Below are 22,052 nucleotides of genomic sequence, written 5' to 3'. Positions count from 1 at the left end.
CACCATGACCTTCTCACTGCGCCGCATCGTCCTTGCAACCGGCTGCCTGCTGCTGGCAGGCAACGCCCTGGCCGCCGAACCCAAACGCCCTGAATGCATCGCCCCTGCCTCGCCAGGCGGCGGTTTCGACCTGACCTGCAAGCTGGTGCAAAGCGCCCTGGTGCAGGAAAAGATCCTCAGCAAGCCCATGCGCGTCACCTACATGCCGGGCGGTGTCGGCGCGGTAGCCTACAACGCCGTGGTCGCCCAGCGCCCGGCCGATGCGGGCACCCTGGTGGCCTGGTCCAGTGGCTCACTGCTGAACCTGGCCCAGGGCAAGTTCGGCCGCTTCGACGAGAACGCGGTGAAATGGCTGGCGGCCGTGGGCACCAGCTACGGCGCCATCGCGGTGAAGAACGACTCGCCCTACAAGACCCTGGATGACTTGGTCGCCGCACTGAAAAAAGACCCGAGCAAAGTGGTGATCGGCTCGGGGGGCACGGTCGGCAGCCAGGACTGGATGCAGACGGCGCTGATCGCCAAGGCCGCCGGTATCAACCCGCGTGACCTGCGCTATGTGGCCCTGGAGGGCGGTGGCGAGATTGCCACGGCGCTGCTGGGTGGCCACATTCAGGTCGGCTCGACCGATATCTCCGACTCCATGCCGCACATCCAGAGCGGCAACATGCGCATCCTCGCCGTGTTCTCGGAAAAGCGCCTGGACGAACCGGAAATGAAGGACATCCCCACTGCCAAGGAACAGGGCTACGACATCGTCTGGCCAGTGGTGCGCGGCTTCTACCTGGGGCCAAAGGTGAGCGACGAGGACTACGCCTGGTGGAAGGCATCGTTCGACAAGATGCTGGCCTCGGAAGACTTCGCCAAGCTGCGGGACCAGCGTGAGCTGTTCCCCTTCGCCATGACGGGCGAAGAGCTGGACGGGTATGTGAAGAAACAGGTGACCGAATACAAGTCGCTGGCCCGGGAATTCGGCCTGATCCAGTAAGCCATCACGCCCCTTCACCGCCCCCTGTGGGGGCGGCGACCCGCCGCTCTCACACATGAGGACTCTGTCATGATCCTTCAACGCATCTTCGCCCTGGTGCTGCTGGCGGTTTGCGCCGCCCTGGCCGTAATGGCCTGGCCCTACCAGGCGGCGTTTTCCTATGAGCCGGTAGGCCCGCGCGCCTACCCGTTGCTGATGCTCGGCCTGATGGGCCTGGGCCTGCTGTACCTGGCCATCCGTCCCACACCCATCGTGCGCAAGGATGACGAACCGGAACTGGACCGCGAAACCCTGACCAAGATCGCAGCCTGTATCGGCCTGCTGCTGGTCTTCGCGGCCACCTTCGAATCGCTGGGTTTCATTCTCAGCGCCATCCTGGCCGGCGTACCCATGGCCCGGCTGTATGGCGGCCGCTGGCTGCACAGTGTTGTCGTGGTGGTCGGCATGAGCGTGTTCCTCTACTGGCTGTTCGACCGCGTCATGGACGTGCCCCTGCCCCTTGGCCTGCTGAGCGTACTGGAGAACTGACACATGGATACCTTGAGCTACCTGGGCCAGGGCTTCGGCGTCGCCCTGTCCCCCTACAACCTGGTTACCGCCCTGTCCGGCACGCTGATCGGCACCGTGGTCGGCCTGCTGCCGGGCCTGGGCCCGATCAATGGCGTGGCGCTGCTCATCCCCATTGCCTTCGCACTGGGGCTGCCACCGGAGTCGGCCCTGATTCTGCTGGCGGCGGTGTACCTGGGCTGCGAGTACGGCGGCCGCATCAGCTCGATTCTGCTGAACATCCCTGGTGAAGCATCGACCGTGATGACCACCCTCGATGGCTACCCCATGGCCCGCCAGGGCCTGGCCGGCGTTGCGCTGTCGCTGTCGGCCTGGAGCTCGTTCATCGGTGCCTTCATTGCCACCTGCGGCATGGTGCTGTTCGCACCACTGCTGGCGAAGTGGGCGATTGCCTTCGGCCCTGCGGAATACTTCGTACTGATGGTGTTCGCCATTGTCGCCCTGGGCGGCATGGCAGGCGACAAACCGCTGAAAACCTTCATCGCGGCACTCATCGGCCTGTTCCTTTCGGCAGTGGGTATCGACGCCAACAGCGGCGTGTACCGCTTCACCGGTGACAGTGTGCACCTGGCCGATGGCATCCAGTTCGTGGTGCTTGTGCTAGGCCTGTTCTCGGTCAGCGAAATTCTGCTGCTGCTGGAAAAGACCCACCATGGCCACCAGGCGATCAAGGCCACCGGGCGCATGCTGTTCAACTTCAAGGAAGCAGCCTCGGTGTTCGTGGTGAACATTCGCTGTGGCCTGCTGGGCTTCATCATGGGCGTGCTGCCAGGCGCAGGGGCCACCCTGGCCAGTGCCGTGGCCTACATGACCGAGAAGCGCATCGCCGGCACCAGCGGCAACTTCGGCAAGGGTGATGCCCGTGGCCTGGCGGCCCCGGAAACGGCCATCGGCGCCTCCTGCTGCGGCGCGCTGGTGCCGATGCTGACCCTGGGCGTACCTGGCTCAGGCACCACTGCGGTGATGATCGGTGCACTGACCCTGTACAACATCACCCCAGGCCCATTGCTGTTCGAACAGCAGCCGGACATCGTCTGGGGCCTGATCGCATCGCTCTTCATTGCCAACATCATGCTGGTGATCCTGAACATCCCGATGATCCGCATCTTCACCCGCATCCTGGCCGTCCCGAACTGGGCGCTGGTACCGGTGATCGCCATCATCACCGCCATCGGCGTGTACGCCGTGCATGCCACTACGTTCGACCTGTTCCTGATGGTCGGTATCGGCATCATGGGCTACATCCTGCGCAAGCTGGACTTCCCGCTGTCGCCAATCCTGCTGGGCTTCATCCTCGGCGGCCTCATGGAGCAGAACCTGCGCCGGGCGCTGTCGATCTCCAACGGTGAACTGGGCATCCTCTGGTCCAGCCCGATCAGCATGGGCGTCTGGGCGCTGGTTGCGATGATGCTGGCACTGCCGCTGTTGCGCATCTGGCGCAAACGCAGCCAGCAACGTCGGGCGATGGCCGATGCCTGACAGCCGTTTGCCGCTGTACTGGGCAACCGGGCTGGTCGGCCTTGCGGGCGGTTTCATCGCCAGCAAGGTCGGCTGGCCTTTGCCGTGGATGGTGGGCTCGTTGCTGGCGATCATCGCCGTGCGCTGCCTCACCCCCTGGCAACTGCCGGAAATACCCAATGGCCGGCGCTGCGGCCAATGCATCATCGGCATCGGTATCGGCCTGCATTTCACCCCCGCCATCATCGAACAGGTGGCCAGCCACTTCGTATTGATCTTCTTCGGCGCCTTGCTCACCACCTTGTCCAGTGTCATCGGCGTATGGCTGCTGAGGCGCTCTGGCGAAGACCGCGCAACGGCGTTCTTTGCCAGCATGCCGGGCGGGTCGGGGGAAATGGTCAACCTGGGTGCGCGCAATGGTGCGGTACTCAGCCAGGTGGCTGCGGCGCAGAGCCTGCGGGTACTGGCGGTGGTGCTGTGCGTACCGGCACTGTTCAAGTGGCTGCTGGGTGACGGGGTGGCACTGAACCACAGCGCCAGCGTGAGCTGGGGCTGGCTGGCGCTGATCGTACCCATGGGGGTGGCCGTTGCCTGGCTGTGGCAGCGCCTGCGCCAGCCTAACCCGTGGCTGTTCGGGCCGCTGCTGGTCGCGGCCAGCGTTTGCCTGGCAGCCAACCTGCAGATTGCCTTGCCCAACGGCGGTAGCCAAATCGGCCAATGGCTGATCGGCAGCGGCCTGGCCTGCCACTTCAACCGTGCGTTTTTCCGCCGTGCACCGGCGTTTCTCGCCCGCACCCTGGTGGCCACCGCCCTGTGCATGTTCATTGCTGGCAGCGCCGCCTGGGTGCTGAGCCTGATTACCGCGCTAGACCTGCGCTCGCTGACGCTGGGCATGATGCCGGGCGGCATTGCCGAGATGAGCCTCACGGCAGAAACCCTGCAGCTGTCGGTGCCGCTGGTCACGGCGCTGCAGGTGATGCGACTGCTGTTCGTGCTGTTTCTGGCCGAGCCGTTGTTCCGTTACTGGATAAAGGCGCCGGCGTAGCCGGCGGTTTCCCTAAAGCGGTGGCAAGGCCCAGTCGACAGGGGCCAGCCCGCGCTGCTCGAGAAAGCTGTTGGTGCGGCTGAAGTGCCCACAACCCAGGAACCCACGGTAGGCCGACAGTGGCGAGGGGTGCACCGATTTGAGCACCAGGTGCTTGGTACCGTCGATCAGCTTCTGCTTGCTCTGCGCATGGGAGCCCCACAGCAGGAACACCACATGCTGGCAGCGCTCGCTGACCAGTTCGATGATGCGGTCGGTAAAGAACTCCCACCCCTTCTTGGCATGCGACGCAGCATTGGCCCGCTCCACGGTCATGGTGGTGTTGAGCAGCAGCACGCCTTGGTCTGCCCAGCTTTGCAGATACCCATGGCTGGGGATAGGGATGTTCAGGTCGCGGTGCAGCTCCTTGTAGATGTTCACCAGCGACGGCGGCGTCGCCACACCCGGCTGCACCGAGAAGCACAGACCGTGGGCCTGCCCCGGGCCGTGGTATGGGTCCTGGCCGAGGATCACCACCTTGACCTTGTCCAGGGGCGTGGAATTGAGCGCGTTGAAGATCAACGGGCCAGGCGGGAAGATCTGCTTGCCGGCTGCGTACTCGCTGCGCAGAAACGCTCGCAGCTGGTGCATGTAGGGCTGGTCGAACTCGGCACGCAGTGCAGCTTTCCAGCTGGGTTCGAGTTTGATGCGATCGTCGTCAGTCATGGGGCCATCCGTAATCAATGGCGCGACACTAGGTGCGCGATGAGTGCTTGTCAAACCATCCGACCGCCAACCGGCATGATCGGTCAGCCGGGCCATACTTGTGCGGTAACCTGACGAGGTGAGCCATGACCATTCGTTGCGAAGTACACACCGGTGTCGACGGCGCGCGCATCGCTATCGCCACCCTCGATGCCCCCATGGCGCTCAATGCCCTGACCCTGCCCATGATCGAAGTGCTCGGCGAGCAGTTGCATGCCTGGGCCCAGGACCCTGGGGTGGCCTGCGTATTGCTTCGCGGTAATGGCGCCAAGGCGTTTTGCGCAGGCGGCGACGTTCGGGCCCTGGCCCAGGCCTGCAGCAATCAGCCAGGCAGCGTCCCCCACCTGGCGGCAACCTTTTTCGCAGCCGAGTACCGCCTGGACTTTACCCTGCACACCTACCCAAAGCCCCTGCTGTGTTGGGGCCATGGCCACGTGCTGGGTGGCGGGATGGGGCTTCTGCAAGGGGCCAATGTGCGTATCGTCACCCCCAGCAGCCGCCTGGCCATGCCAGAGATCAGCATCGGCCTGTACCCGGATGTGGGCGCCAGCTGGTTTCTCGCCCGTTTGCCCGGCCGGCTCGGGTTGTTCCTGGGGCTCACCGGCACCCCGCTGAACGCACGGGATGCCCTCGACCTGGGGCTGGCTGACCGTTTCCTTGGCGAGCAGCAGCAGGCTGGGTTGGTCGACGAACTGCTGCAGCTGAACTGGCAGGAGCAAACCGCACTGCAACTCAACAGCCTGCTCAAGGCCGAGGAGCACCGCGCCTGCAGCCAATTGCCGCCAGCGCAGTGGCTACCACGCCGGCAGCTGATCGACCGCGTGCTGGATGTCACGGACGCCAGCGCCGCCTGGCATGCCTTGAGTGCGTTGCGCCAGCACGACGACCCGCTGCTGGCGTCGGCCGCCGAGCGCATGCAGGGGGGGTGCCCACTCACGGCGCGCCTGGTGTGGGAACAGATCCATCGCGCCCGCCACTTGTCACTGGCGCAGGTATTCCAGATGGAATACGCCATGAGCCTGAATTGCTGTCGCCATCCTGAGTTCGGCGAAGGCGTGCGTGCCCGCTTGCTGGACAAGGACAACCAGCCACGCTGGCACTGGCCGGATGTGGCCCAGGTGCCTCAAGCGGTGGTGCAGGCTCACTTTGCCAAGGCCTGGGAGGGGCGCCACCCACTGGCAGACCTGGGGTAGCCCCTGTGCTTTTAGCCGCCGCGATCAGGGCCTGCGACTGCGCGGGTCCCCCCAACCGTTCGAATGCCAGCGGTCAGGCTGGTAACGCGGGCCGCGGTCGCGGTAGTCATGCCGGTCGCGGTCGCGACCGTAGTCATAGCGCTGGCGGTTGCCATAGTCGTAGCGCGGGTTGCCGTGCCAGCGGTCCACTCCAGGTGGCACAGGCCGGTAAATCGGTACGGGCGGCGCGTAGTAGCGTGGCCCAGGCTGATAGTAGTAACGGGGCTGGGGCGCCACATAGTAACGGTCATAGCGGTAATAGCCCGGCGCGTAACCAGGAGACACATAGCGGTCAGTGACGTAATAGTCCGTGCGGTAGTAGGCAGAGCGCCCCGAGTAAGGGACGCAGGCACTCACCGTGAGCCCAATGAGGGCAAGCAACAGAATTCGATAGGACATAGGCGGCCTCCTGGACCGCAGGGATGCTCGGGCAGCGACGCTGGCGAGCGCCAACCCGGCATGCGTGGGCTGGCAACGATTAAGACAGCGCCAAGGGCGTGCAGTGCGCTGCCTGCAATAAATTGATACACGTGGGCAGACCCTGAAAAACATGCGGCCATTTGTCGCCCAGGCCACTAGAATAGCCGGCTTGGCACACATCATGGGAAGATCATGCCCTCACGTTCCGCCCTGTTATCGCAGCGTTCGCTGATTGCGGCCCTGTTGATACTGCTGGCCTGCGGTTTTATCGCCACCTCGCTGCTCAGCTACTTTTCATCGCGCAGCGCCATCCGTGACGGCATCATCAACACCGAGCTACCGCTCACCTCCGACACGGTGTACTCGGAAATCCAGAAAGACCTGATCCGCCCGGTGCTCATCGCCTCGATGATGGCCCAGGACACTTTCCTGCGTGACTGGGTGCTGTCTGGTGAACAAGACACAGACCGTATCACGCGCTACCTGGGCGAAGTGATGGGCAAGCAGGACACCTTCACCTCATTCTTCGTCTCGGACCGCACCCTGACCTATTACCAGGCCAAGGGTGTGCTCAAGCACGTGCAACCGCAGGCCTGGCGTGATGCCTGGTACTTTCGCCTGCGTGGTCTCAAGGCGCCCTATGAGATCAACGTCGACCTGGACATGGCTAACCAGGACAGCCTGACCGTGTTCATCAATTACCAGGTGCATGATTACCAGCAGCGGTTCATCGGTGCGGCCGGCGTCGGGCTCAGCGTGTCTTCGGTGGTAACGCTGATCGACCAGTATCAGCGTCGTTATCAGCGTGCGGTGATGTTCGTCGATGCCAAGGGCAAGGTGTTGCTCACGGGGTCTGAAGGCGGCCCGCGCGGGGTGCGGGTGGGCCAGTCGCTCAGCGATAACACCGACCTTGATGACGCACGGGCAGGCCAACCGGTGCCGAGCGAAGGAAGCCACGACTACCGTGACGCCGATGGCCACAGCCATTTCCTCAACGTGCGGCGCCTGCCGGAGCTGGACTGGTACCTGCTGGTGGACAAACGCGAGGCCGGCGCGCTGGACAGCGTCCGCCATTCGCTTTACCTGAACCTGGCCATCTGCGCCATGATCACCCTGGTGGTCGTTGCACTGGTGCATGCCATGGTGCGCCGCCACCACGCCAGCATCGAGGCCCTGGCCACCCTCGACAGCCTCACGGGCCTGCCCAACCGCCGCAGTTTCGACCTGCTGGCCGCCCAGGCACTGCGCGAAGCCCAGCGCGACAGCAGCCCGCTGGTGGCGCTACTGATCGACCTTGACCACTTCAAGGCCCTGAATGACACCTACGGCCACCTGGCGGGCGACGAAGTGCTGCGCCAGTTTGCCAATGTGCTGCAGGGCAGCCTGCGCCAGTCGGATATACTGTGCCGCTGGGGCGGTGAGGAATTCATCGTCCTGCTCCGTGAAGCCGAAGGCCGGCAGGCCATTGAGGTCGCCGAAAAAATCCGCAGGCGCGCCGAGCAACTTACATTCAGCTACGAGGACCAGCCCCTGCGCCTGACCACCAGCATCGGCGTCAGCAACCTGCAGCAAGACGACACCTTGCACACCTTGCTGACCCGCGCCGACAGCGCCCTGTACCGTGCCAAACAGGCTGGCCGCAACCGCGTCTGCAGTGAACTGCACAATGAATGACAACCAACATTGCCCGGCTTGCGGCGCCCTCAACCAGTGCAGCCTGGCCGACCCGCGCAGCGCCACCCAGGCCTGCTGGTGTTACAGCGCCCACATCGACCCCGCCGTCATCCAGGCGCTGCCCGCCGAGCTGCGCGGCAAAGCCTGCCTGTGCCCACGCTGCGCAGCCGTCGAGGCGCAGCTGCCACCTGCCTCGGTCAACTGACAGCCATGCGCCTTGACCGTTTTCTTGCCAACCTGCCCAACTACAACCGCCAGCAAGTACGCATGCTGCTGGCCCAGCAGCGCGTGCGCGTGGATGGGCAGGTGGTCAGCGACCCCTTGGCACAGGTGCGCGAATTCAGCCATGTGGCGCTGGATGACGCGGTGCTCCAGGCCGGCTACCCCGCGCGCTACCTGATGCTGCACAAGCCGGCCGGTTGCGTCAGTGCCACCCACGACCCGCAGCACCCCACTGTGCTCGACCTGCTGCCCGCCGAGGCGCGGCACGGCCTGCACATTGCCGGGCGGCTGGACTTCAACACCACCGGCCTGATGCTCCTCACCAACGATGGGCAATGGTCGCGCCGGCTTACCCAGCCGGCCACCAAGTTGCCCAAGCACTACCTGGTCGACACCGAAGACGAGATCGGCCAGCACTACGTCGCCAAGTTTCTCGAGGGTTTTCATTTCGCCTTCGAAGGGCTCGTCACCCAACCCGCCCAGCTGCACATTCTGGGGCCGCGCCAGGCGCGGCTGGCCATCGTTGAGGGGCGTTATCACCAGGTCAAGCGCATGTTCGGCTTCTACAACAACAAGGTGGTGAAGCTGCACCGTGAGCGCATGGGTGCCATTGCGCTGGACCCGGCGCTGGCACCTGGCGCTTTTCGCGCATTGACGGCCGAGGAAATCGCTGCGGTCTGATTTGGCTGACCAACGGCAAGCAACCGCCCGACGCAGGGCGCTGCTTTCCCCCGAACGGCACTTGCGCGAACCCGGCGGCACTGCTTGAATCCACTGCGTCAGTCTGCATGTGACTGGATAGTCATATCTGCACGGCCGACACCTCTCTGCTGGCCACCCAGGGTCTCGATGCCTTGGGGCACAACAGATTGCCCGCCATAACAACACCGTCGACACACGTGCCAAAGGATCGACACGGGGCCCGGTTTCTCTTCAGGCAGATGCCTACCTGTCATAAAAAACGTGCACTTTAGGTGACGCGAATACCCTTTTTGCGCCAGGAGTCGATGACATGAGGCCAGAAATCGCTGTACTTGATATTCAAGGTCAGTATCGGGTTTACACGGAGTTCTATCGCGCGGACGCGGCCGAGAAGACGATCATCCTGATCAACGGCTCGCTTGCCACCACGGCCTCGTTTGCCCAGACCGTACGCAACCTGCACCCGCAGTTCAACGTGGTGCTGTTCGACCAGCCCTACGCCGGCAAATCCAAGCCGCACAACCGCCAGGAAAGGCTGATCAGCAAGGAAACCGAAGCCCATATTCTTCTGGAACTGATCGACCACTTCCAGGCCGACCATGTGATGTCGTTTTCATGGGGTGGCGCCAGCACCCTGCTGGCGCTGGCGCATCAGCCGCGTCGGGTGAAAAAGGCCGTCGTCAGTTCGTTCTCACCGGTGATCAACGAACCGATGCGCGACTACCTCAGCCGCGGCAGCCAGTACCTCGCCGCCTGCGACCGCTACCAGGTGGGCAACCTGGTCAACGACACCATTGGCAAGCACCTGCCGTCGCTGTTCAAACGCTTCAACTACCGGCACGTCAGCAGCCTGGACAGCCATGAATACGCGCAGATGCACTTCCATATCAACGAAGTGCTCCACCACGACCTGGAGCGGGCCCTGAGCCGCGCGCGCAACATCGACATACCGGTGCTGTTCGTCAACGGTGAGCGCGATGAGTACACCACCGTGGCGGATGCACGGCAGTTTGCCAGGCATGTCGGCACGTGCCAGTTCAGCGCGATCCGCGACGCCGGCCACTTTCTGGACATGGAGCACAAGGCCGCCTGCGAGGATACCCGCGCCGTGCTGCTGGGCTTCCTGAAACCAGACGTGCGAGAAAAGCGCCCGCGTTATCAGGCAGCAGCTCAAGGGCAGCATGCATTGGCCGTGTGACGGGTACACACCCTGTAGCCACAACCGTGGAGGTTGCAGGGTGATGCTAGATTTTTTATAACGTGGGCTTCTAATTTACCCCGGGTTCTGGTAAAAAGTGCAGCTCAGACGCGGGTATAGTTTAGTGGCAAAACGAAAGCTTCCCAAGCTTTAGTTGAGGGTTCGATTCCCTCTACCCGCTCCAAATAGCGTGTCCTGCATGACGTTCCAGCAACGTCATCGCTGTCAAAAGGAGCCTCGGCTCCTTTTTTCGTGTCTGCCTTTCGTTGATGTGGCCCATGGCCATTTGCCTGCCAATCCGCTTCAATGCGCAACTGGTCTGTGACACACCCTGAAAGGACTCCCCATGGCGCTTTCCCGTTGGCTGCCTGGCCTCGCCAACCTGCTGCATTACCGCCGCGAATGGTTTCACGCTGACCTGCAAGCCGGGCTCTCGGTGGCGGCCATCCAGATTCCCATTGCCATTGCCTATGCGCAGATCGTCGGCCTGCCGCCGCAGTACGGCTTGTATGCCTGCGTACTGCCCATGATGGTGTATGCGCTGATTGGCAGCTCGCGGCAGTTGATGGTGGGCCCGGATGCGGCTACCTGCGCGATGATCGCTGGCGCAGTGGCGCCGTTGGCCATGGGCAACCCGCAACGGCTGGCTGAGCTGTCGGTCATCATCACCTTGCTGGTCGGGGTGATGCTGATCGCCGCTGGGCTGGCACGGGCGGGCTTTATTGCCAGCTTCTTTTCACGGCCCATCCTGATCGGTTACCTCAATGGTATCGGCCTGAGCCTGATCGCCGGGCAGCTGTCCAAGGTCGTGGGGTTCAGCATCGAGGGTGACGGCTTCATCCTGAGCCTGATCAACTTCCTGCAGCGGCTAGGCGAAATCCACTGGCTGACGCTGATCATCGGGCTGGCCGCACTGGGGTTGCTGATCTGGCTGCCGCGCCGCTACCCTCGCCTGCCCGCCGCACTCACAGTGGTGGCGCTGTTCATGCTGCTGGTGGGGCTGTTCGGGCTGGACCGCTTCGGCGTTGCCATTCTGGGCGCGGTGCCTGCAGGCATCCCACAACTGGCCTGGCCGCACAGCAATCTGGCCGAGATGAAAAGCCTGCTGCGTGATGCCCTGGGTATCGCCACCGTGAGTTTCTGCAGTGCCATGCTCACCGCCCGCAGCTTTGCTGCCCGGCATGGGTATGCCATCAATGCCAACCACGAGTTCGTGGCATTGGGCGTCAGCAACCTGGCAGCCGGTGTTTCGCAAGGCTTTGCCATCAGTGGCGCCGACTCGCGCACCGCGGTCAACGACATGGTGGGTGGCAAAAGCCAGTTGGTAGGGGTTGTGGCTGCCCTGGTCATTGCCGCGATCCTGCTGTTCTTCACCGCGCCCATGGCGTGGATCCCCCAAGCCGCGCTAGGCGCCGTGCTGCTGATGGCCGGCTGGGGGCTGATCGATATCAAGTCGCTGAAGCATATCCGCAAGCTGAGCCGCTTCGAATTCTGGCTGTGCCTGCTGACCACAGCCGGCGTGCTGGGCCTGGGCGTGTTGCCCGGCATCGTGTTCGCCGTGACCCTGGCCATCTTGCGCCTGCTCTACACCATCTACCAACCCACCGATGCCGTGCTCGGGTGGCTGCCAGGCACAGAAGGCCAGGTGGACATTCGCAAACACAAGCAAGCGCGCACGGTGCCCGGGCTGGTGGTGTACCGCTTTGATGACGCGATTCTGTTTTTCAATGCTGACTACTTCAAGACGCGCCTGCTGGAGGCGGTTCACAGCCAACCGCAGCCCAAGGCTGTGCTGTTCGATGCCGAAGCGGTCACCAACATTGATGTGAGCGGCATCGCAGCGCTGCGCGAAGCCCGCGATACCCTCGCCGCACAAGGCATCCTGTTTGCCATCGCCCGGGCCCGTGGCACGTTCCTGCGCATGCTGGTGCGCTCGGGCCTGGCCAGGGAAATGGAAGACCGGCTGCTGTTCGGTTCAGTGCGGGCGGGCATCCGCGCCTACCGGGTATGGCGCAACAGAACCCGCCACGAGGAAGCACCAGCGGCAGGTACCCAGCCGCTCGGCTAGGGCGTGGCATGTTAAAGTCCTGCCGTTCCCGCTTCACCCAACGGACCCCAGCATGCCCGCACTCGACGCCACCCTCCTCCCCTGGCCAGACCTTGCCACCCAGCACCCTTGCACTGCCTTGCTGGTGGGCAACGGCGCCAGCCGTGCGCTGTGGAAGCCATTCAGCTATTTCTCGCTCTACGAGCAAGCCCAGCGCGCCGGCCGCAAGAAAGGCCTGACGATCAGCGACCAGGCACTGTTCAAGTCACTGGGCACGGAGTTGTTCGAACCCGTGCTCAGCGCGCTCAATGCCACCGTGCGCACCAACGCCGCACTGGCCATCAATTCCACAGCGCCGCTGAACCGTTACTATTCGATCAAGGAAGCGCTGATCCACGCCGTACGTACCGTGCACCTGCCATGGCCGCTGGTGCCCGCTGCCACATTGGCAACCCTGAACCAGGCCCTGCGCAGCTATCGCAGCGTGTACACCAGCAACTACGACCTGCTGTTGCCATGGGCCCTGCAGCACGCGCCGCAGGGCTTTGCCGAACTGTTCGACGAACAAGGCTTCTTCGATGTACGCCGCACAGCCTGCGAAGGCACCCGGGTATTGCACCTGCACGGCGGCATGCACTTGCTCAAGCTGCCCGAAGGCACCACCCGGCAGCGCAGTGCCAGTAGCGCAGAGCTGCTCCAAGGCTTCGCCGTGAATACCCCTGGTGAGGTGCCCCTGTTCGTCAACGAAGACCGCAGCGACGAAAAACTGCGGGCCATCCGCAACTCGGACTACCTCAGCTGGTGCCTGGGGCAACTGGCTGGGGAACGGGATGGGGTCTGCCTGTTCGGGCAACACCTGGACAGCAGCGACCAGCACCTGCTGGACGCCATCCGCCAGGCCAGGCCCAAGCACCTGGCCATCGCCATACGGCCATTGGGGGAGGCTTCGGTGATCAACCAGAAGCGGCACTTCATGAGCCGCCTGGAGGGCTTGGCACACACACCGGTTTACTTCTTTGATGCCGCTACGCATCCATTGGGGCAGGCGGCGCTGGCGATTGATGTGCCCCGGGGTTTCAATTCGTGATCAGCGGGCCGAATGGGCTGCACCGAAAAGGCGGTCGTAGGCGCTTGAGATATTGACCGCCATCGCCGTATGCGCCAACTCGAAAACCCCTTGTCCTATGGCATAGGTCTCTCGCTTTCTGAGCCAGACCAGAATATCCGCAAGGTGCCAGAGTGAGGTCCGGCCCTCGTGCACGGGCGCAGGAAAATCACTGTAATGGGCCAGCATCAATTTCCGCATGTTCTGACGAGAAACGCCTATCAGGTCAGCGACGTCAGTAAGCCCGACCAAGTCCGGGGTCGCTTCGATCAGGCTAGCAGACGGTATTGCACGATAGACATCCTGTAACGCGCTTTGCAGGGCTTCATCGGCAGAGCCCGATTCGCGAATGAAAGCCAATGCCAGTCGCCCCGGCTGGCCCACACCGATCAAAGCATCGTCGCACCCGTTTTCAGCAAGGCGCTCAAGAAGAGCGTCAGCATCGTATGGCTTACTCAATTGGTACTTGAGTGTGAATTCATACTCCATACTCATCACTCTATCTCCGAGTCCACAGTGTTATTGACTGCGCAGCGGCCTGAACAGTTATCGACTGTACGTTTAATCTGACGGGCAAAATTACCGGGGTTTTTGGGCGTGCTCCAGATGCTGGTGATACAGAACTCACCGCACCTGCAATCGGAGTTATTCCAAGGGCAATAGATTTTCCCCCAACAATGCCCACCCCCAACCCTGATTTTCCAGCCCCTCGACTGTGCGTATCGCAGCGCAGCCTCGACTTCCTTATTGGAATGAATGGGCCGTGACATCAGCGTCCTCCAGTGTGGCATGTGCGCAAGGGTTGTCAACTGACAACCTCCATGGACATGCAACACTAGCGTAGGAATAGCCGTGGGTGGGTCGATAAGGAAAATTCGGATTATTCCTATCTGCCATCTACATCTTTCGTACAAGCATGGGTGTTAGAGCAGCTTGTCCGCCCGCAGTAACGTCTCCAGGCAATGCTCCTGCACGCCGTAGAATGCCTTGAGCTGGGCAATCTTCTCCAACAGCGCACCGTTGCCCACGGGCTGCCGCCGTTTCACCGCAAGAATCATCTTGTTCTTGTTGGTGTGCTCCAGCGAGATGAACTCGAATACCTTGGTCTCGTAACCACAGGCCTCCAGGTACAGCGCGCGCAGGCTGTCGGTGAGCATCTCGGCCTGCTGGCCCAGGTGCAGGCCGTATTGCAGCATGGGTTGCAGCAGCCCCGGGCTTTGCAGCTGCGGGCGCACCTGCTTGTGGCAGCACGGGGAGCACATGATGATCGCGGCGTTGCAACGGATGCCGGTGTGGATGGCATAGTCCGTAGCGATATCGCAGGCATGCAGGGCGATCATCACCTCGATGGCTTCGGGCACCACGCTGCGCACATCGCCACACTGGAACTCCAGCCCCGGGTGTTCCAGGCGGCCAGCAGCGGCGTTGCACAGCTCGACCATGTCCTGGCGCAGTTCCACCCCGGTCACCTTTGCCTCACGGGCCAGGGTATTGCGCAGGTAATCGTGCATGGCAAAGGTCAGGTAGCCCTTGCCAGAACCAAAGTCTGCCACCCGCAAGGTCTGCCCGGCCGGTACCGGGGCGCTGGCCAGGGCGTGGTCGAACACCTCGATGAACTTGTTGATCTGCTTCCACTTGCGCGACATCGACGGGATGAGCGCGCCATGGGCGTCGGTAACCCCCAGGTCGCGCAGGAACGGCCGGGACAGCGTCAGGTAACGCTTCTTCTCCCGGTCATGGCCGTTATCCACCACCGCTTCTCGCGGAGCCTGCGCGCCGTGACGCTGCAGCATGGGCTTGCCTTTCTTGCTGAAGGCAAGCTGCGCCTCCCCCTCGGCATCGAACAGGTGCGCATTGCGAAAACTGCCCGGCAGCAGCTCGGCCACCAACGCCAGCGCCTGCTCTGAGGGGAGGTTGCGGGTGATGTCGCGGGTCTGGTGGCGATAGACCAGCGACAGGCACGGCTGGCCCTTCACCGACAGCGGCTTGGCAATGATGCGTTGCAAGGTCGGGTCGGCACCCACAGGGCGCGCCAGCACCAGCTTTACCAGCGTGTTGCCCTGCAGGGCAGTGCCGAGCAGGTCGAGAAACTGGACGCGCGCATCCGGCGTGGAGGGACTGGCAGACATGGGAAAACGGTGCCTCGAATAGCGGGGAGCGCATTCTACACCTTGTCGCCTTCGCCCGCTGGCGCGCTAGTCGAGGATCACCAGCCGGTTGGGCAACTGGTTGCGGGCATGGGTAGGCGGCACATGCTGGCCCAGCAGTTCTGCACACGCATCGATGCATTCGACAAAACCCTGCAGGGTCTGGCCACCGCGTACCTGCTCGGCCAGGCGGGCGACGAGGGCCCCGCGGGCTGCACCGTCGAGAAAGCACGCGACGCCATGGTCGGCCAGGATCTCGGCATGTTGCTCCGCCTCGCTGACGAAGATCAGCACGCCGGTGGCGCCTACCGTGCGTTGCAGGTTGAGCACGCGAAATTGCTGACGGGCCAGCCGCGAAGCACGCCAGCGCCGCAATACCCGCGGCGTCAGCCGGCTGGCAACGTGCGGGCTGCGCAGCAGCAGGCACAACACGATGAACAGCAGGGCGTTGGCGACGATCAGGCCGCGCACGCTGGGCCAGCCCAGCAGCCAATGCAGCATGCCAGGCACCGCCAGCGCCAACAGCGCTGCCCAGAACAGCGGCAGGTAGGCATAGTCATCGGCGCGCCGGGCCAGCACCGTGACCAGCTCGGCGTCGGTGCGCTGCTCGGCACGGGCAATGGCTTCGGCGATCTGGCGCTGATGGTACAGGTCGAGAGGGGTCATGCCGTCGTTCTCTTGAGCGTTCTTATAGTTGTTGTCCCGGCTTGCGGGGCTTCGTCCGCGGGCGACATATTCAGGCATAATCCGCCGCTGGAAGAGATGCCTGCAAATCGTACAACAATAGCCGCCCGAAAACTTCGGCCGCGCACGTATCACGCTGGATACGGCACAGGCCCTCAACGGAATTCATTGATGAAACTGTCTTTGCTGGGCCTGGCCATCGGCCTTGCCAGCCAGGCGGCACTTGCCGCCACACCCGCGCCGCCCCTTGAAGACAAACGGGCGTTCATCGATCACCTGGTCAGCCAGATGACCGAGGCCGAGAAGATCGGCCAGCTGCGCCTGATCAGCATCAGCCCGGAAATGCCCCGCGAGAAGATCCGCGAAGAAATCGCCGCAGGCCGCATCGGTGGCACCTTCAACTCGCGCACGGCCCCGGAAAACCGCCCGATGCAGGACGCGGCCATGCGCAGCCGGCTGAAGATCCCGATGTTCTTCGCCTATGACACCATCCACGGCGAGCGCACCATCTTCCCTATCGGCCTGGGTATGGCTGCCACCTGGGACATGGACGCCGTCGCCAAGGTTGGCCGCACGGCCGCCATCGAAGCGGCGGCCGATGCGCTGGACATGACCTTCGCGCCGATGGTCGACATCGCCCGTGACCCGCGCTGGGGCCGCACCAGCGAAGGCTTCGGCGAAGACACCTACCTGACCTCGAAAATCGGCCAGGTGATGGTGCGCGCATTCCAGGGCAGCAGCCCGGCCAACCCCGACAGCATCATGGCCATCGTCAAGCACTTCGCCCTGTACGGCGCCGTGGAAGGCGGGCGCGACTACAACACAGTCGATATGAGCTTGCCCAAAATGTACAACGACTACCTGCCGCCCTACCGCGCCGCGCTGGATGCCGGGGCTGGCGGCGTCATGGTGGCGCTGAACTCGATCAACGGCGTGCCGGCCACCTCCAACACCTGGCTGATGAACGATGTGCTGCGCAAGGAGTGGGGCTTCAAAGGTGTCACCATCAGCGACCATGGGGCCATCCAGGAGCTGATCCGCCACGGTGTCGCCCGCGATGGCCGTGAAGCCGCCAAGCTGGCGATCAAGGCCGGTATCGACATGAGCATGAACGACACCCTGTACGGCCAGGAACTGCCAGGTTTGCTGAAAACCGGCGAGGTCAGCCAGGGCGAGCTGGACCAGGCCGTGCGTGAAGTGCTCGGTGCCAAGTACGACATGGGCCTGTTCAAGGACCCGTACGTGCGTATCGGCAACGCTGAAACCGACCTCAAGGACTACTACGGCAACGACCGCCTGCACCGCGAGGCCGCACGGGACGTGGCGCGGCGCAGCCTGGTGCTGCTGGAAAACCGTAACCAGGCGCTGCCGCTTAAAAAAGCCGGCACCATCGCCTTGGTCGGCCCACTGGCCGACGCCCCCATCGACATGATGGGCAGCTGGGCTGCCGATGGCAGGCCTGAACATTCGGTCACCGTGCGCGAAGGCCTGCGCCGGGCCGTGGAGGGCAAGGCCAAGCTGGTCTACGCCAAGGGCGCCAATGTGACCGGTGACAAGGCGATCCTCGACTACCTGAATTTCCTGAACTTCGATGCCCCGGAAATCGTCGACGACCCACGGCCACCTGCGGTGCTGATCGATGAAGCGGTCAAGGCGGCCGAGCAGTCTGACGTGGTGGTGGCGGTGGTCGGCGAATCGCGTGGTATGTCCCACGAGTCGTCCAGCCGCACCACCCTCGAGATCCCGGCCAGCCAGCGTGAACTGATCAAGGCGCTGAAGGCCACCGGTAAACCGCTGGTACTGGTGCTGATGAACGGCCGCCCGCTGTCCATCGGCTGGGAGCGCGAGCAGGCTGACGCCATTCTGGAAACCTGGTTTGCCGGCACCGAAGGGGGTAACGCCATCGCCGATGTGCTGTTCGGTGACTACAACCCGTCCGGCAGGCTCCCCATCACCTTCCCGCGGTCTGTCGGGCAGATCCCCATGTACTACAACCACACCCGTATCGGCCGGCCGTTCACGCCGGGCAAGCCGGGCAACTACACCTCGCAGTACTTCGAGGAACCCAATGGCCCGCTTTACCCATTCGGTTACGGCTTGAGCTACACCCGGTTCGAACTGTCGGGGCTTGACCTTTCGCACAAGCAGTTCAAGCGCGGCGATACCCTGCAGGCCAAGGTGACGGTGAAAAACACCGGCAAGGTTGCCGGCGAGACCGTGGTGCAGCTGTACCTGCAGGATGTAACGGCGTCGATGAGCCGGCCAGTCAAAGAGCTGAAGCATTTCCAGAAGGTGATGCTGCAGCCCGGCGAATCGCGGCAGTTGACCTTCGCCATCAGCGAAGACGACCTGAAGTTCTATAATGGCCAACTGCAGCGGGTTGCCGAGCCGGGTGAGTTCAACGTGCAGGTAGGGCTGGACGCCGAGGCGGTGCAGCAACAGGGCTTCGAGTTGCTTTGACTGAGTAGGCCGCCCCGATAGCCAACCACCGGACCTGACCCGATGCCCTTCACCTTCCGCGCCCTGCGTTTGGGGCTGATCACCTTGCTGATCGTGCTGGGCACCGTGCTGAGCGCGGGCTGGGCCATGCACCACGCCAAGCGTCAGGCCATGGAGGCCGACGCCCGGCTTGCCAGCCAGCAGTTGGGCCTGTACGCCAATACCCTGCACACCCTGATCGACCGTTACAGGGCGCTGCCTGCGGTGCTGGCACTGGACCCGGAACTGATCGCCGCCTTGCGCGGCCCTGTCGACGACCAGGTGCAAAATGCCCTGAACCGGAAGCTTGAAAGGATCAACGGCGCGGCTAACTCGTCCACCCTCGAATTGCTCGACCGCACCGGGTTGGCCATCGCCGCTAGCAACTGGCGGCTACCCACCAGCTACGTGGGCTCCAACTATGGCTTCAGGCCCTATTTCACCCAGACCCGCAACCAGGGTAACGGTCGCTTCTACGCGGTGGGTGTGACCAGTGGCGTACCGGGGTATTTTCTGTCGAGCGCGGTGCTCGACGAACAGGGCCGCTTTCTCGGCGCCATGGTTGTAAAACTGGAGTTTCCAGAGCTTGAGCGTGAGTGGCGCCAAGGCAGCGACATTCTGTTGGTCAGCGATGCCCGCGGCATCACCTTCATTGCCAACCAGGACGGCTGGCGCTACCGGGAACTGCAGCCGCTGACCGGCGCCGACCGTGCCGAACTGGCTGAAACCCGTCAGTACGACAAGCAACCCCTTGTGCCCCTGCCCCATCAGGTGCTCACCCGGTTTGCCGCCAACAGCACCCTCAGCCGCGTGCAGGGCCCCCAGGGCAGTGCCGATTACCTGTGGGAAACCCTGCCGCTGGACAGCGAACGCTGGGCCCTGCACCTGCTGCGCAAGCCCCAGGTAGGCCCGGATGCCCGCAATGCGGCATTGGGCGCAGCTGCCGTGTGGCTCAGCCTGGTGTTCGCGGCGCTGTTCGTCAGCCAGCGCCTGCGTATTGCCCGCCTGCGCCAGCGCAGCCGCGCCGAGCTTGAGCGCCAGGTCGAGGAGCGCACCCGGGAGCTGCGCACCGCCCAGGAAGGGCTGGTACAAACGGCAAAACTGGCGGCACTGGGGCAGATGTCTGCGGCCATGGCCCATGAGATCAACCAGCCGCTGACGACCCAGCGCATGCAGCTGGAAACCCTGCGCCTGCTGCTGGACCATGGGCGCTACGATGAAGCGCGCCAGGCCCTCGAACCCCTTGAGCAGATGCTGACCCGCATGGCGTCCCTGACCAGCCACCTGAAAACATTCGCCCGCAACAGCCCGGGTGGCCTGCGCGAGCGGCTGGACCTGGCCACCGTGGTCGACCAGGCCCTGCACCTGCTGGAAACCCGCATCCACAGTGAAGGCATCCAGCTGGCCCTGTACCTGGCGCGCCCGGCCTGGGTGCGGGGCGATGCCATCCGCCTGGAACAGGTGTTGATCAACCTGTTGCGCAACGCCCTGGACGCCATGGCCAACAAGGGCTACCGCCGCCTTGAAATCCGCATAGAACCGCAGGCCGGGCTGTGGCGCCTGAGTATTCTGGACTCGGGCGGTGGTATCGCCGAGGCCGACCTGGCCAGAATCTTTGAGCCGTTCTTCACCACCAAACCCGTAGGCGAAGGCCTGGGGCTTGGCCTGGCGATATCCTATGGCATCGTGCATGACGCAGGTGGCCGGCTACAGGCCGAAAACGTGCCCGGCGGCGCTTGCCTTAGCCTCACCCTGCCCCGTGACCTGGAGCCCGCATGATGAATTCAGTGATCGTCATCGACGATGAGGCCAGCATCCGTAGCGCTGTGGAGCAGTGGCTGAGCCTGTCAGGTTTCAATGTGCAGCTGTTCGCCCGTGCCGACGAGTGCCTGGCGCAGCTGCCAGCGCACTTCCCCGGGGTGGTCATCAGCGACGTCCGCATGCCGGGCATGGATGGCCTGCAGTTGCTGGAACGCCTGCAGGCAGCCGACCCCGACCTGCCTGTGATCCTGCTGACCGGCCATGGCGATGTGCCAATGGCCGTGGACGCCATGCGCAGCGGTGCTTATGACTTCCTGGAAAAGCCATTCACCCCGCAACACCTGCTGGGCAGCCTGCGCCGCGCCCTGGAGAAACGCCAGCTGGTACTGGAAAACCGCCGCCTGCACGAACAGGCCGACCTCAAGACCCGGCTGGAGGCGAGCTTGATTGGCATGGCTCAAAGCACGCAGTTGCTGCGCCGCCAGTTGCTCGACCTGGCAGGCCTGCCCGTCAATGTGCTGATCCGTGGCGAGACGGGCAGCGGCAAAGAGCGGGTGGCGCGCTGCCTGCATGACTTTGGTCCACGGGGCGACAAGCCTTTTGTGGCACTCAACTGCGCGGCCATTCCGGAAGCGTTGTTCGAGGCTGAGCTGTTCGGCCATGAGAGCGGCGCCTTCACGGGCGCCCAGGGCAAGCGCATCGGCAAGCTGGAGTACGCCAGCGGCGGCACGGTGTTTCTCGACGAGATCGAAAGCATGCCGCTGGCGCAGCAGGCCAAGCTGCTGCGGGTGATACAAGAGCAGAAAATCGAACGCCTGGGCGCCAACCAGAGCATCAGCGTGGACCTGCGCGTCATTGCGGCCACCAAACCCGACCTGCTCGAAGAGGCACGGGCCGGGCGCTTTCGCGAAGACCTTGCCTACCGGCTGAATGTTGCCGAGTTGCGCCTGGCGCCTTTGCGCGAACGGCGCGAAGACATCGCCGTACTGTTCGAGCACTTTGCCACCGCCGCTGCCAACAAGCTGGGCCGCAATGCCGCGCCCCTGTCTGGTGCACAGTTGGCCCAATTGCTCACCCATGACTGGCCGGGCAACGTGCGCGAACTGGCCAACGCGGCAGAGCGTCATGCGCTAGGGCTTGGCTCACCCACCCTTGACCCTGTGCCGGCAGGTCAATCCCTGAGCGAGCGCATGGAAGCCTACGAAGCGCAGTGCCTGCGCGCAGCGCTGCGCCAGCATGGGGGCGAGATCAAGGCTGTGATGGACGACCTGCAGCTTCCCAGGCGCACCCTCAACGAAAAGATGCAGCGCCACGGCTTGTTACGAGAAGATTTCTTGTCGAGCCAATAAGCGGAAATCCGCCTACTTGGCCAGCCCCATGAGCGGATTTTTGCTTGTCTAAGGCGCAGGCCCGCCCACTTCTGGCCGTTGGCCTGCGCCACCGACCACACCCCGGGCGCAGTGCTGGTAAGGGCTACCGCCCCTCAAATGCCCAAAGACGGGTCACAGCGCCCCCGTTTGGCACACCTTCTGCAATCACCTGTGCCAGCTGCGCCCAGGCGCGCTTCACAAAAACAACGAGAA

The 22,052-nt window shown here is 63.5% G+C and carries 20 protein-coding genes and 1 tRNA gene; 15 read left to right on the top strand and 6 right to left on the bottom strand.

What is annotated here, in order from left to right:
* Positions 1-4: 4 nt before the first annotated feature.
* The 4 genes from IAE33_RS14950 (at position 5) to IAE33_RS14935 (ending at position 4,055) form a co-directional block, all read left to right on the top strand.
* Complete coding sequence (locus IAE33_RS14950) at positions 5-985, top strand: Bug family tripartite tricarboxylate transporter substrate binding protein (protein ID WP_201164069.1); 981 nt, start codon at positions 5-7, stop codon at positions 983-985.
* Between the two features lie 69 nt (positions 986-1,054).
* Complete coding sequence (locus tag IAE33_RS14945) at positions 1,055-1,513, top strand: tripartite tricarboxylate transporter TctB family protein (protein WP_201164068.1); 459 nt, start codon at positions 1,055-1,057, stop codon at positions 1,511-1,513.
* Between the two features lie 3 nt (positions 1,514-1,516).
* Entirely contained in the window at positions 1,517-3,031 is a 1,515-nt protein-coding gene (locus tag IAE33_RS14940; RefSeq protein ID WP_201164067.1) for a tripartite tricarboxylate transporter permease, read from the top strand.
* Complete coding sequence (locus tag IAE33_RS14935) at positions 3,024-4,055, top strand: AbrB family transcriptional regulator (protein ID WP_201164066.1); 1,032 nt, start codon at positions 3,024-3,026, stop codon at positions 4,053-4,055. Before IAE33_RS14940 ends, IAE33_RS14935 begins: the two co-directional genes overlap by 8 nt.
* A 12-nt stretch (positions 4,056-4,067) precedes the next feature.
* Here the strand turns inward: IAE33_RS14935 and ung are convergent, their stop codons facing one another.
* Complete coding sequence (ung, locus tag IAE33_RS14930; protein ID WP_060483070.1) at positions 4,068-4,760, bottom strand: uracil-DNA glycosylase; 693 nt, start codon at positions 4,758-4,760, stop codon at positions 4,068-4,070.
* A gap of 125 nt (positions 4,761-4,885) precedes the next feature.
* Between ung and IAE33_RS14925 the strand changes: the two genes are divergently transcribed.
* Positions 4,886-5,992, top strand: coding sequence for an enoyl-CoA hydratase/isomerase family protein (locus IAE33_RS14925; protein WP_201164065.1), 1,107 nt, complete (start codon positions 4,886-4,888; stop codon positions 5,990-5,992).
* A 24-nt stretch (positions 5,993-6,016) separates the two neighbouring features.
* Here IAE33_RS14925 and IAE33_RS14920 read toward each other — a convergent pair whose 3' ends face one another.
* Positions 6,017-6,430 carry a hypothetical protein gene (locus IAE33_RS14920; RefSeq protein WP_201164064.1) on the bottom strand — a complete coding sequence of 138 codons (414 nt, stop codon included), beginning with the start codon at positions 6,428-6,430 and terminating at the stop codon, positions 6,017-6,019.
* 213 nt (positions 6,431-6,643) lie between these two features.
* Between IAE33_RS14920 and IAE33_RS14915 the strand changes: the two genes are divergently transcribed.
* The 7 genes from IAE33_RS14915 to IAE33_RS14885 all read left to right on the top strand — a co-directional run bounded on the left by IAE33_RS14915 (position 6,644) and on the right by IAE33_RS14885 (position 13,381).
* The gene (locus IAE33_RS14915; protein WP_201164063.1) at positions 6,644-8,125 is read left to right on the top strand and encodes a sensor domain-containing diguanylate cyclase; all 1,482 of its coding nucleotides are present in this window, start codon (positions 6,644-6,646) and stop codon (positions 8,123-8,125) included.
* On the top strand, positions 8,118-8,330 hold the full coding sequence (locus tag IAE33_RS14910; protein WP_201164062.1) for a cysteine-rich CWC family protein: 213 nt from the start codon (positions 8,118-8,120) through the stop codon (positions 8,328-8,330). Before IAE33_RS14915 ends, IAE33_RS14910 begins: the two co-directional genes overlap by 8 nt.
* Before the next feature lie 5 nt (positions 8,331-8,335).
* Complete coding sequence (locus IAE33_RS14905; protein ID WP_201164061.1) at positions 8,336-9,028, top strand: pseudouridine synthase; 693 nt, start codon at positions 8,336-8,338, stop codon at positions 9,026-9,028.
* A 331-nt stretch (positions 9,029-9,359) separates the two neighbouring features.
* Complete coding sequence (locus IAE33_RS14900; RefSeq protein WP_201164060.1) at positions 9,360-10,247, top strand: alpha/beta fold hydrolase; 888 nt, start codon at positions 9,360-9,362, stop codon at positions 10,245-10,247.
* 110 nt (positions 10,248-10,357) lie between these two features.
* A tRNA-Gly gene (locus IAE33_RS14895) sits at positions 10,358-10,431 on the top strand.
* Positions 10,432-10,593: 162 nt separating this feature from the next.
* Positions 10,594-12,315 carry a SulP family inorganic anion transporter gene (locus tag IAE33_RS14890; protein ID WP_201164059.1) on the top strand — a complete coding sequence of 574 codons (1,722 nt, stop codon included), beginning with the start codon at positions 10,594-10,596 and terminating at the stop codon, positions 12,313-12,315.
* 52 nt (positions 12,316-12,367) lie between these two features.
* The gene (locus IAE33_RS14885; protein WP_201164058.1) at positions 12,368-13,381 is read left to right on the top strand and encodes a DUF4917 family protein; all 1,014 of its coding nucleotides are present in this window, start codon (positions 12,368-12,370) and stop codon (positions 13,379-13,381) included.
* On the opposite strand, the gene IAE33_RS14880 is transcribed toward IAE33_RS14885, so the two are convergent.
* From IAE33_RS14880 to IAE33_RS14870, 4 genes are all read right to left on the bottom strand, one after another.
* Complete coding sequence (locus IAE33_RS14880) at positions 13,382-13,888, bottom strand: helix-turn-helix transcriptional regulator (RefSeq protein WP_201164057.1); 507 nt, start codon at positions 13,886-13,888, stop codon at positions 13,382-13,384.
* Positions 13,889-13,893: 5 nt separating this feature from the next.
* A complete protein-coding gene (locus IAE33_RS24615; RefSeq protein ID WP_236406577.1) occupies positions 13,894-14,169 on the bottom strand; it encodes a hypothetical protein in 276 nt (91 codons plus the stop codon).
* A 153-nt stretch (positions 14,170-14,322) separates the two neighbouring features.
* A complete protein-coding gene (locus IAE33_RS14875; protein ID WP_201164056.1) occupies positions 14,323-15,528 on the bottom strand; it encodes a class I SAM-dependent methyltransferase in 1,206 nt (401 codons plus the stop codon).
* A gap of 66 nt (positions 15,529-15,594) precedes the next feature.
* Positions 15,595-16,212: a TPM domain-containing protein gene (locus tag IAE33_RS14870; protein WP_201164055.1), complete on the bottom strand. Its 618-nt coding sequence runs from the start codon at positions 16,210-16,212 to the stop codon at positions 15,595-15,597.
* Positions 16,213-16,398: 186 nt separating this feature from the next.
* Here IAE33_RS14870 and bglX point away from each other — a divergent pair, with 186 nt between their 5' ends.
* From bglX to IAE33_RS14855, 3 genes are read left to right on the top strand one after another with little or no spacing between them, the layout of a single operon-like run.
* On the top strand, positions 16,399-18,690 hold the full coding sequence (bglX, locus tag IAE33_RS14865; protein WP_201164054.1) for a beta-glucosidase BglX: 2,292 nt from the start codon (positions 16,399-16,401) through the stop codon (positions 18,688-18,690).
* 42 nt (positions 18,691-18,732) lie between these two features.
* A complete protein-coding gene (locus IAE33_RS14860; RefSeq protein WP_201164053.1) occupies positions 18,733-20,487 on the top strand; it encodes an ATP-binding protein in 1,755 nt (584 codons plus the stop codon).
* Complete coding sequence (locus IAE33_RS14855; protein ID WP_201164052.1) at positions 20,484-21,818, top strand: sigma-54-dependent transcriptional regulator; 1,335 nt, start codon at positions 20,484-20,486, stop codon at positions 21,816-21,818. The genes IAE33_RS14860 and IAE33_RS14855 overlap by 4 nt, the downstream gene beginning before the upstream one ends.
* Positions 21,819-22,052 lie beyond the last annotated feature (234 nt).

Source organism: Pseudomonas sp. S60 (genome assembly GCF_016647865.1).
Classification (GTDB): Bacteria; Pseudomonadota; Gammaproteobacteria; order Pseudomonadales; family Pseudomonadaceae; genus Aquipseudomonas; species Aquipseudomonas parafulva.
Note: the sequence above shows the minus strand (reverse complement) of the source record. Positions and strands in the feature narration are given on the sequence as shown.

Coding starts and splice junctions, on each gene's coding strand:
- IAE33_RS14920 (WP_201164064.1), bottom strand. CDS start 6,430: ATGTCCTATCGAATTCTGTTGCTTGCCCTCATTGGGCTCACGGTGAGT.
- IAE33_RS14940 (WP_201164067.1), top strand. CDS start 1,517: ATGGATACCTTGAGCTACCTGGGCCAGGGCTTCGGCGTCGCCCTGTCC.
- IAE33_RS14900 (WP_201164060.1), top strand. CDS start 9,360: ATGAGGCCAGAAATCGCTGTACTTGATATTCAAGGTCAGTATCGGGTT.
- IAE33_RS14885 (WP_201164058.1), top strand. CDS start 12,368: ATGCCCGCACTCGACGCCACCCTCCTCCCCTGGCCAGACCTTGCCACC.
- IAE33_RS14860 (WP_201164053.1), top strand. CDS start 18,733: ATGCCCTTCACCTTCCGCGCCCTGCGTTTGGGGCTGATCACCTTGCTG.
- IAE33_RS14890 (WP_201164059.1), top strand. CDS start 10,594: ATGGCGCTTTCCCGTTGGCTGCCTGGCCTCGCCAACCTGCTGCATTAC.
- IAE33_RS14905 (WP_201164061.1), top strand. CDS start 8,336: ATGCGCCTTGACCGTTTTCTTGCCAACCTGCCCAACTACAACCGCCAG.
- IAE33_RS24615 (WP_236406577.1), bottom strand. CDS start 14,169: ATGTCACGGCCCATTCATTCCAATAAGGAAGTCGAGGCTGCGCTGCGA.
- IAE33_RS14855 (WP_201164052.1), top strand. CDS start 20,484: ATGATGAATTCAGTGATCGTCATCGACGATGAGGCCAGCATCCGTAGC.
- IAE33_RS14945 (WP_201164068.1), top strand. CDS start 1,055: ATGATCCTTCAACGCATCTTCGCCCTGGTGCTGCTGGCGGTTTGCGCC.
- IAE33_RS14925 (WP_201164065.1), top strand. CDS start 4,886: ATGACCATTCGTTGCGAAGTACACACCGGTGTCGACGGCGCGCGCATC.
- IAE33_RS14915 (WP_201164063.1), top strand. CDS start 6,644: ATGCCCTCACGTTCCGCCCTGTTATCGCAGCGTTCGCTGATTGCGGCC.
- IAE33_RS14875 (WP_201164056.1), bottom strand. CDS start 15,528: ATGTCTGCCAGTCCCTCCACGCCGGATGCGCGCGTCCAGTTTCTCGAC.
- IAE33_RS14950 (WP_201164069.1), top strand. CDS start 5: ATGACCTTCTCACTGCGCCGCATCGTCCTTGCAACCGGCTGCCTGCTG.
- IAE33_RS14880 (WP_201164057.1), bottom strand. CDS start 13,888: ATGGAGTATGAATTCACACTCAAGTACCAATTGAGTAAGCCATACGAT.
- IAE33_RS14870 (WP_201164055.1), bottom strand. CDS start 16,212: ATGACCCCTCTCGACCTGTACCATCAGCGCCAGATCGCCGAAGCCATT.
- ung (WP_060483070.1), bottom strand. CDS start 4,760: ATGACTGACGACGATCGCATCAAACTCGAACCCAGCTGGAAAGCTGCA.
- IAE33_RS14910 (WP_201164062.1), top strand. CDS start 8,118: ATGAATGACAACCAACATTGCCCGGCTTGCGGCGCCCTCAACCAGTGC.
- IAE33_RS14935 (WP_201164066.1), top strand. CDS start 3,024: ATGCCTGACAGCCGTTTGCCGCTGTACTGGGCAACCGGGCTGGTCGGC.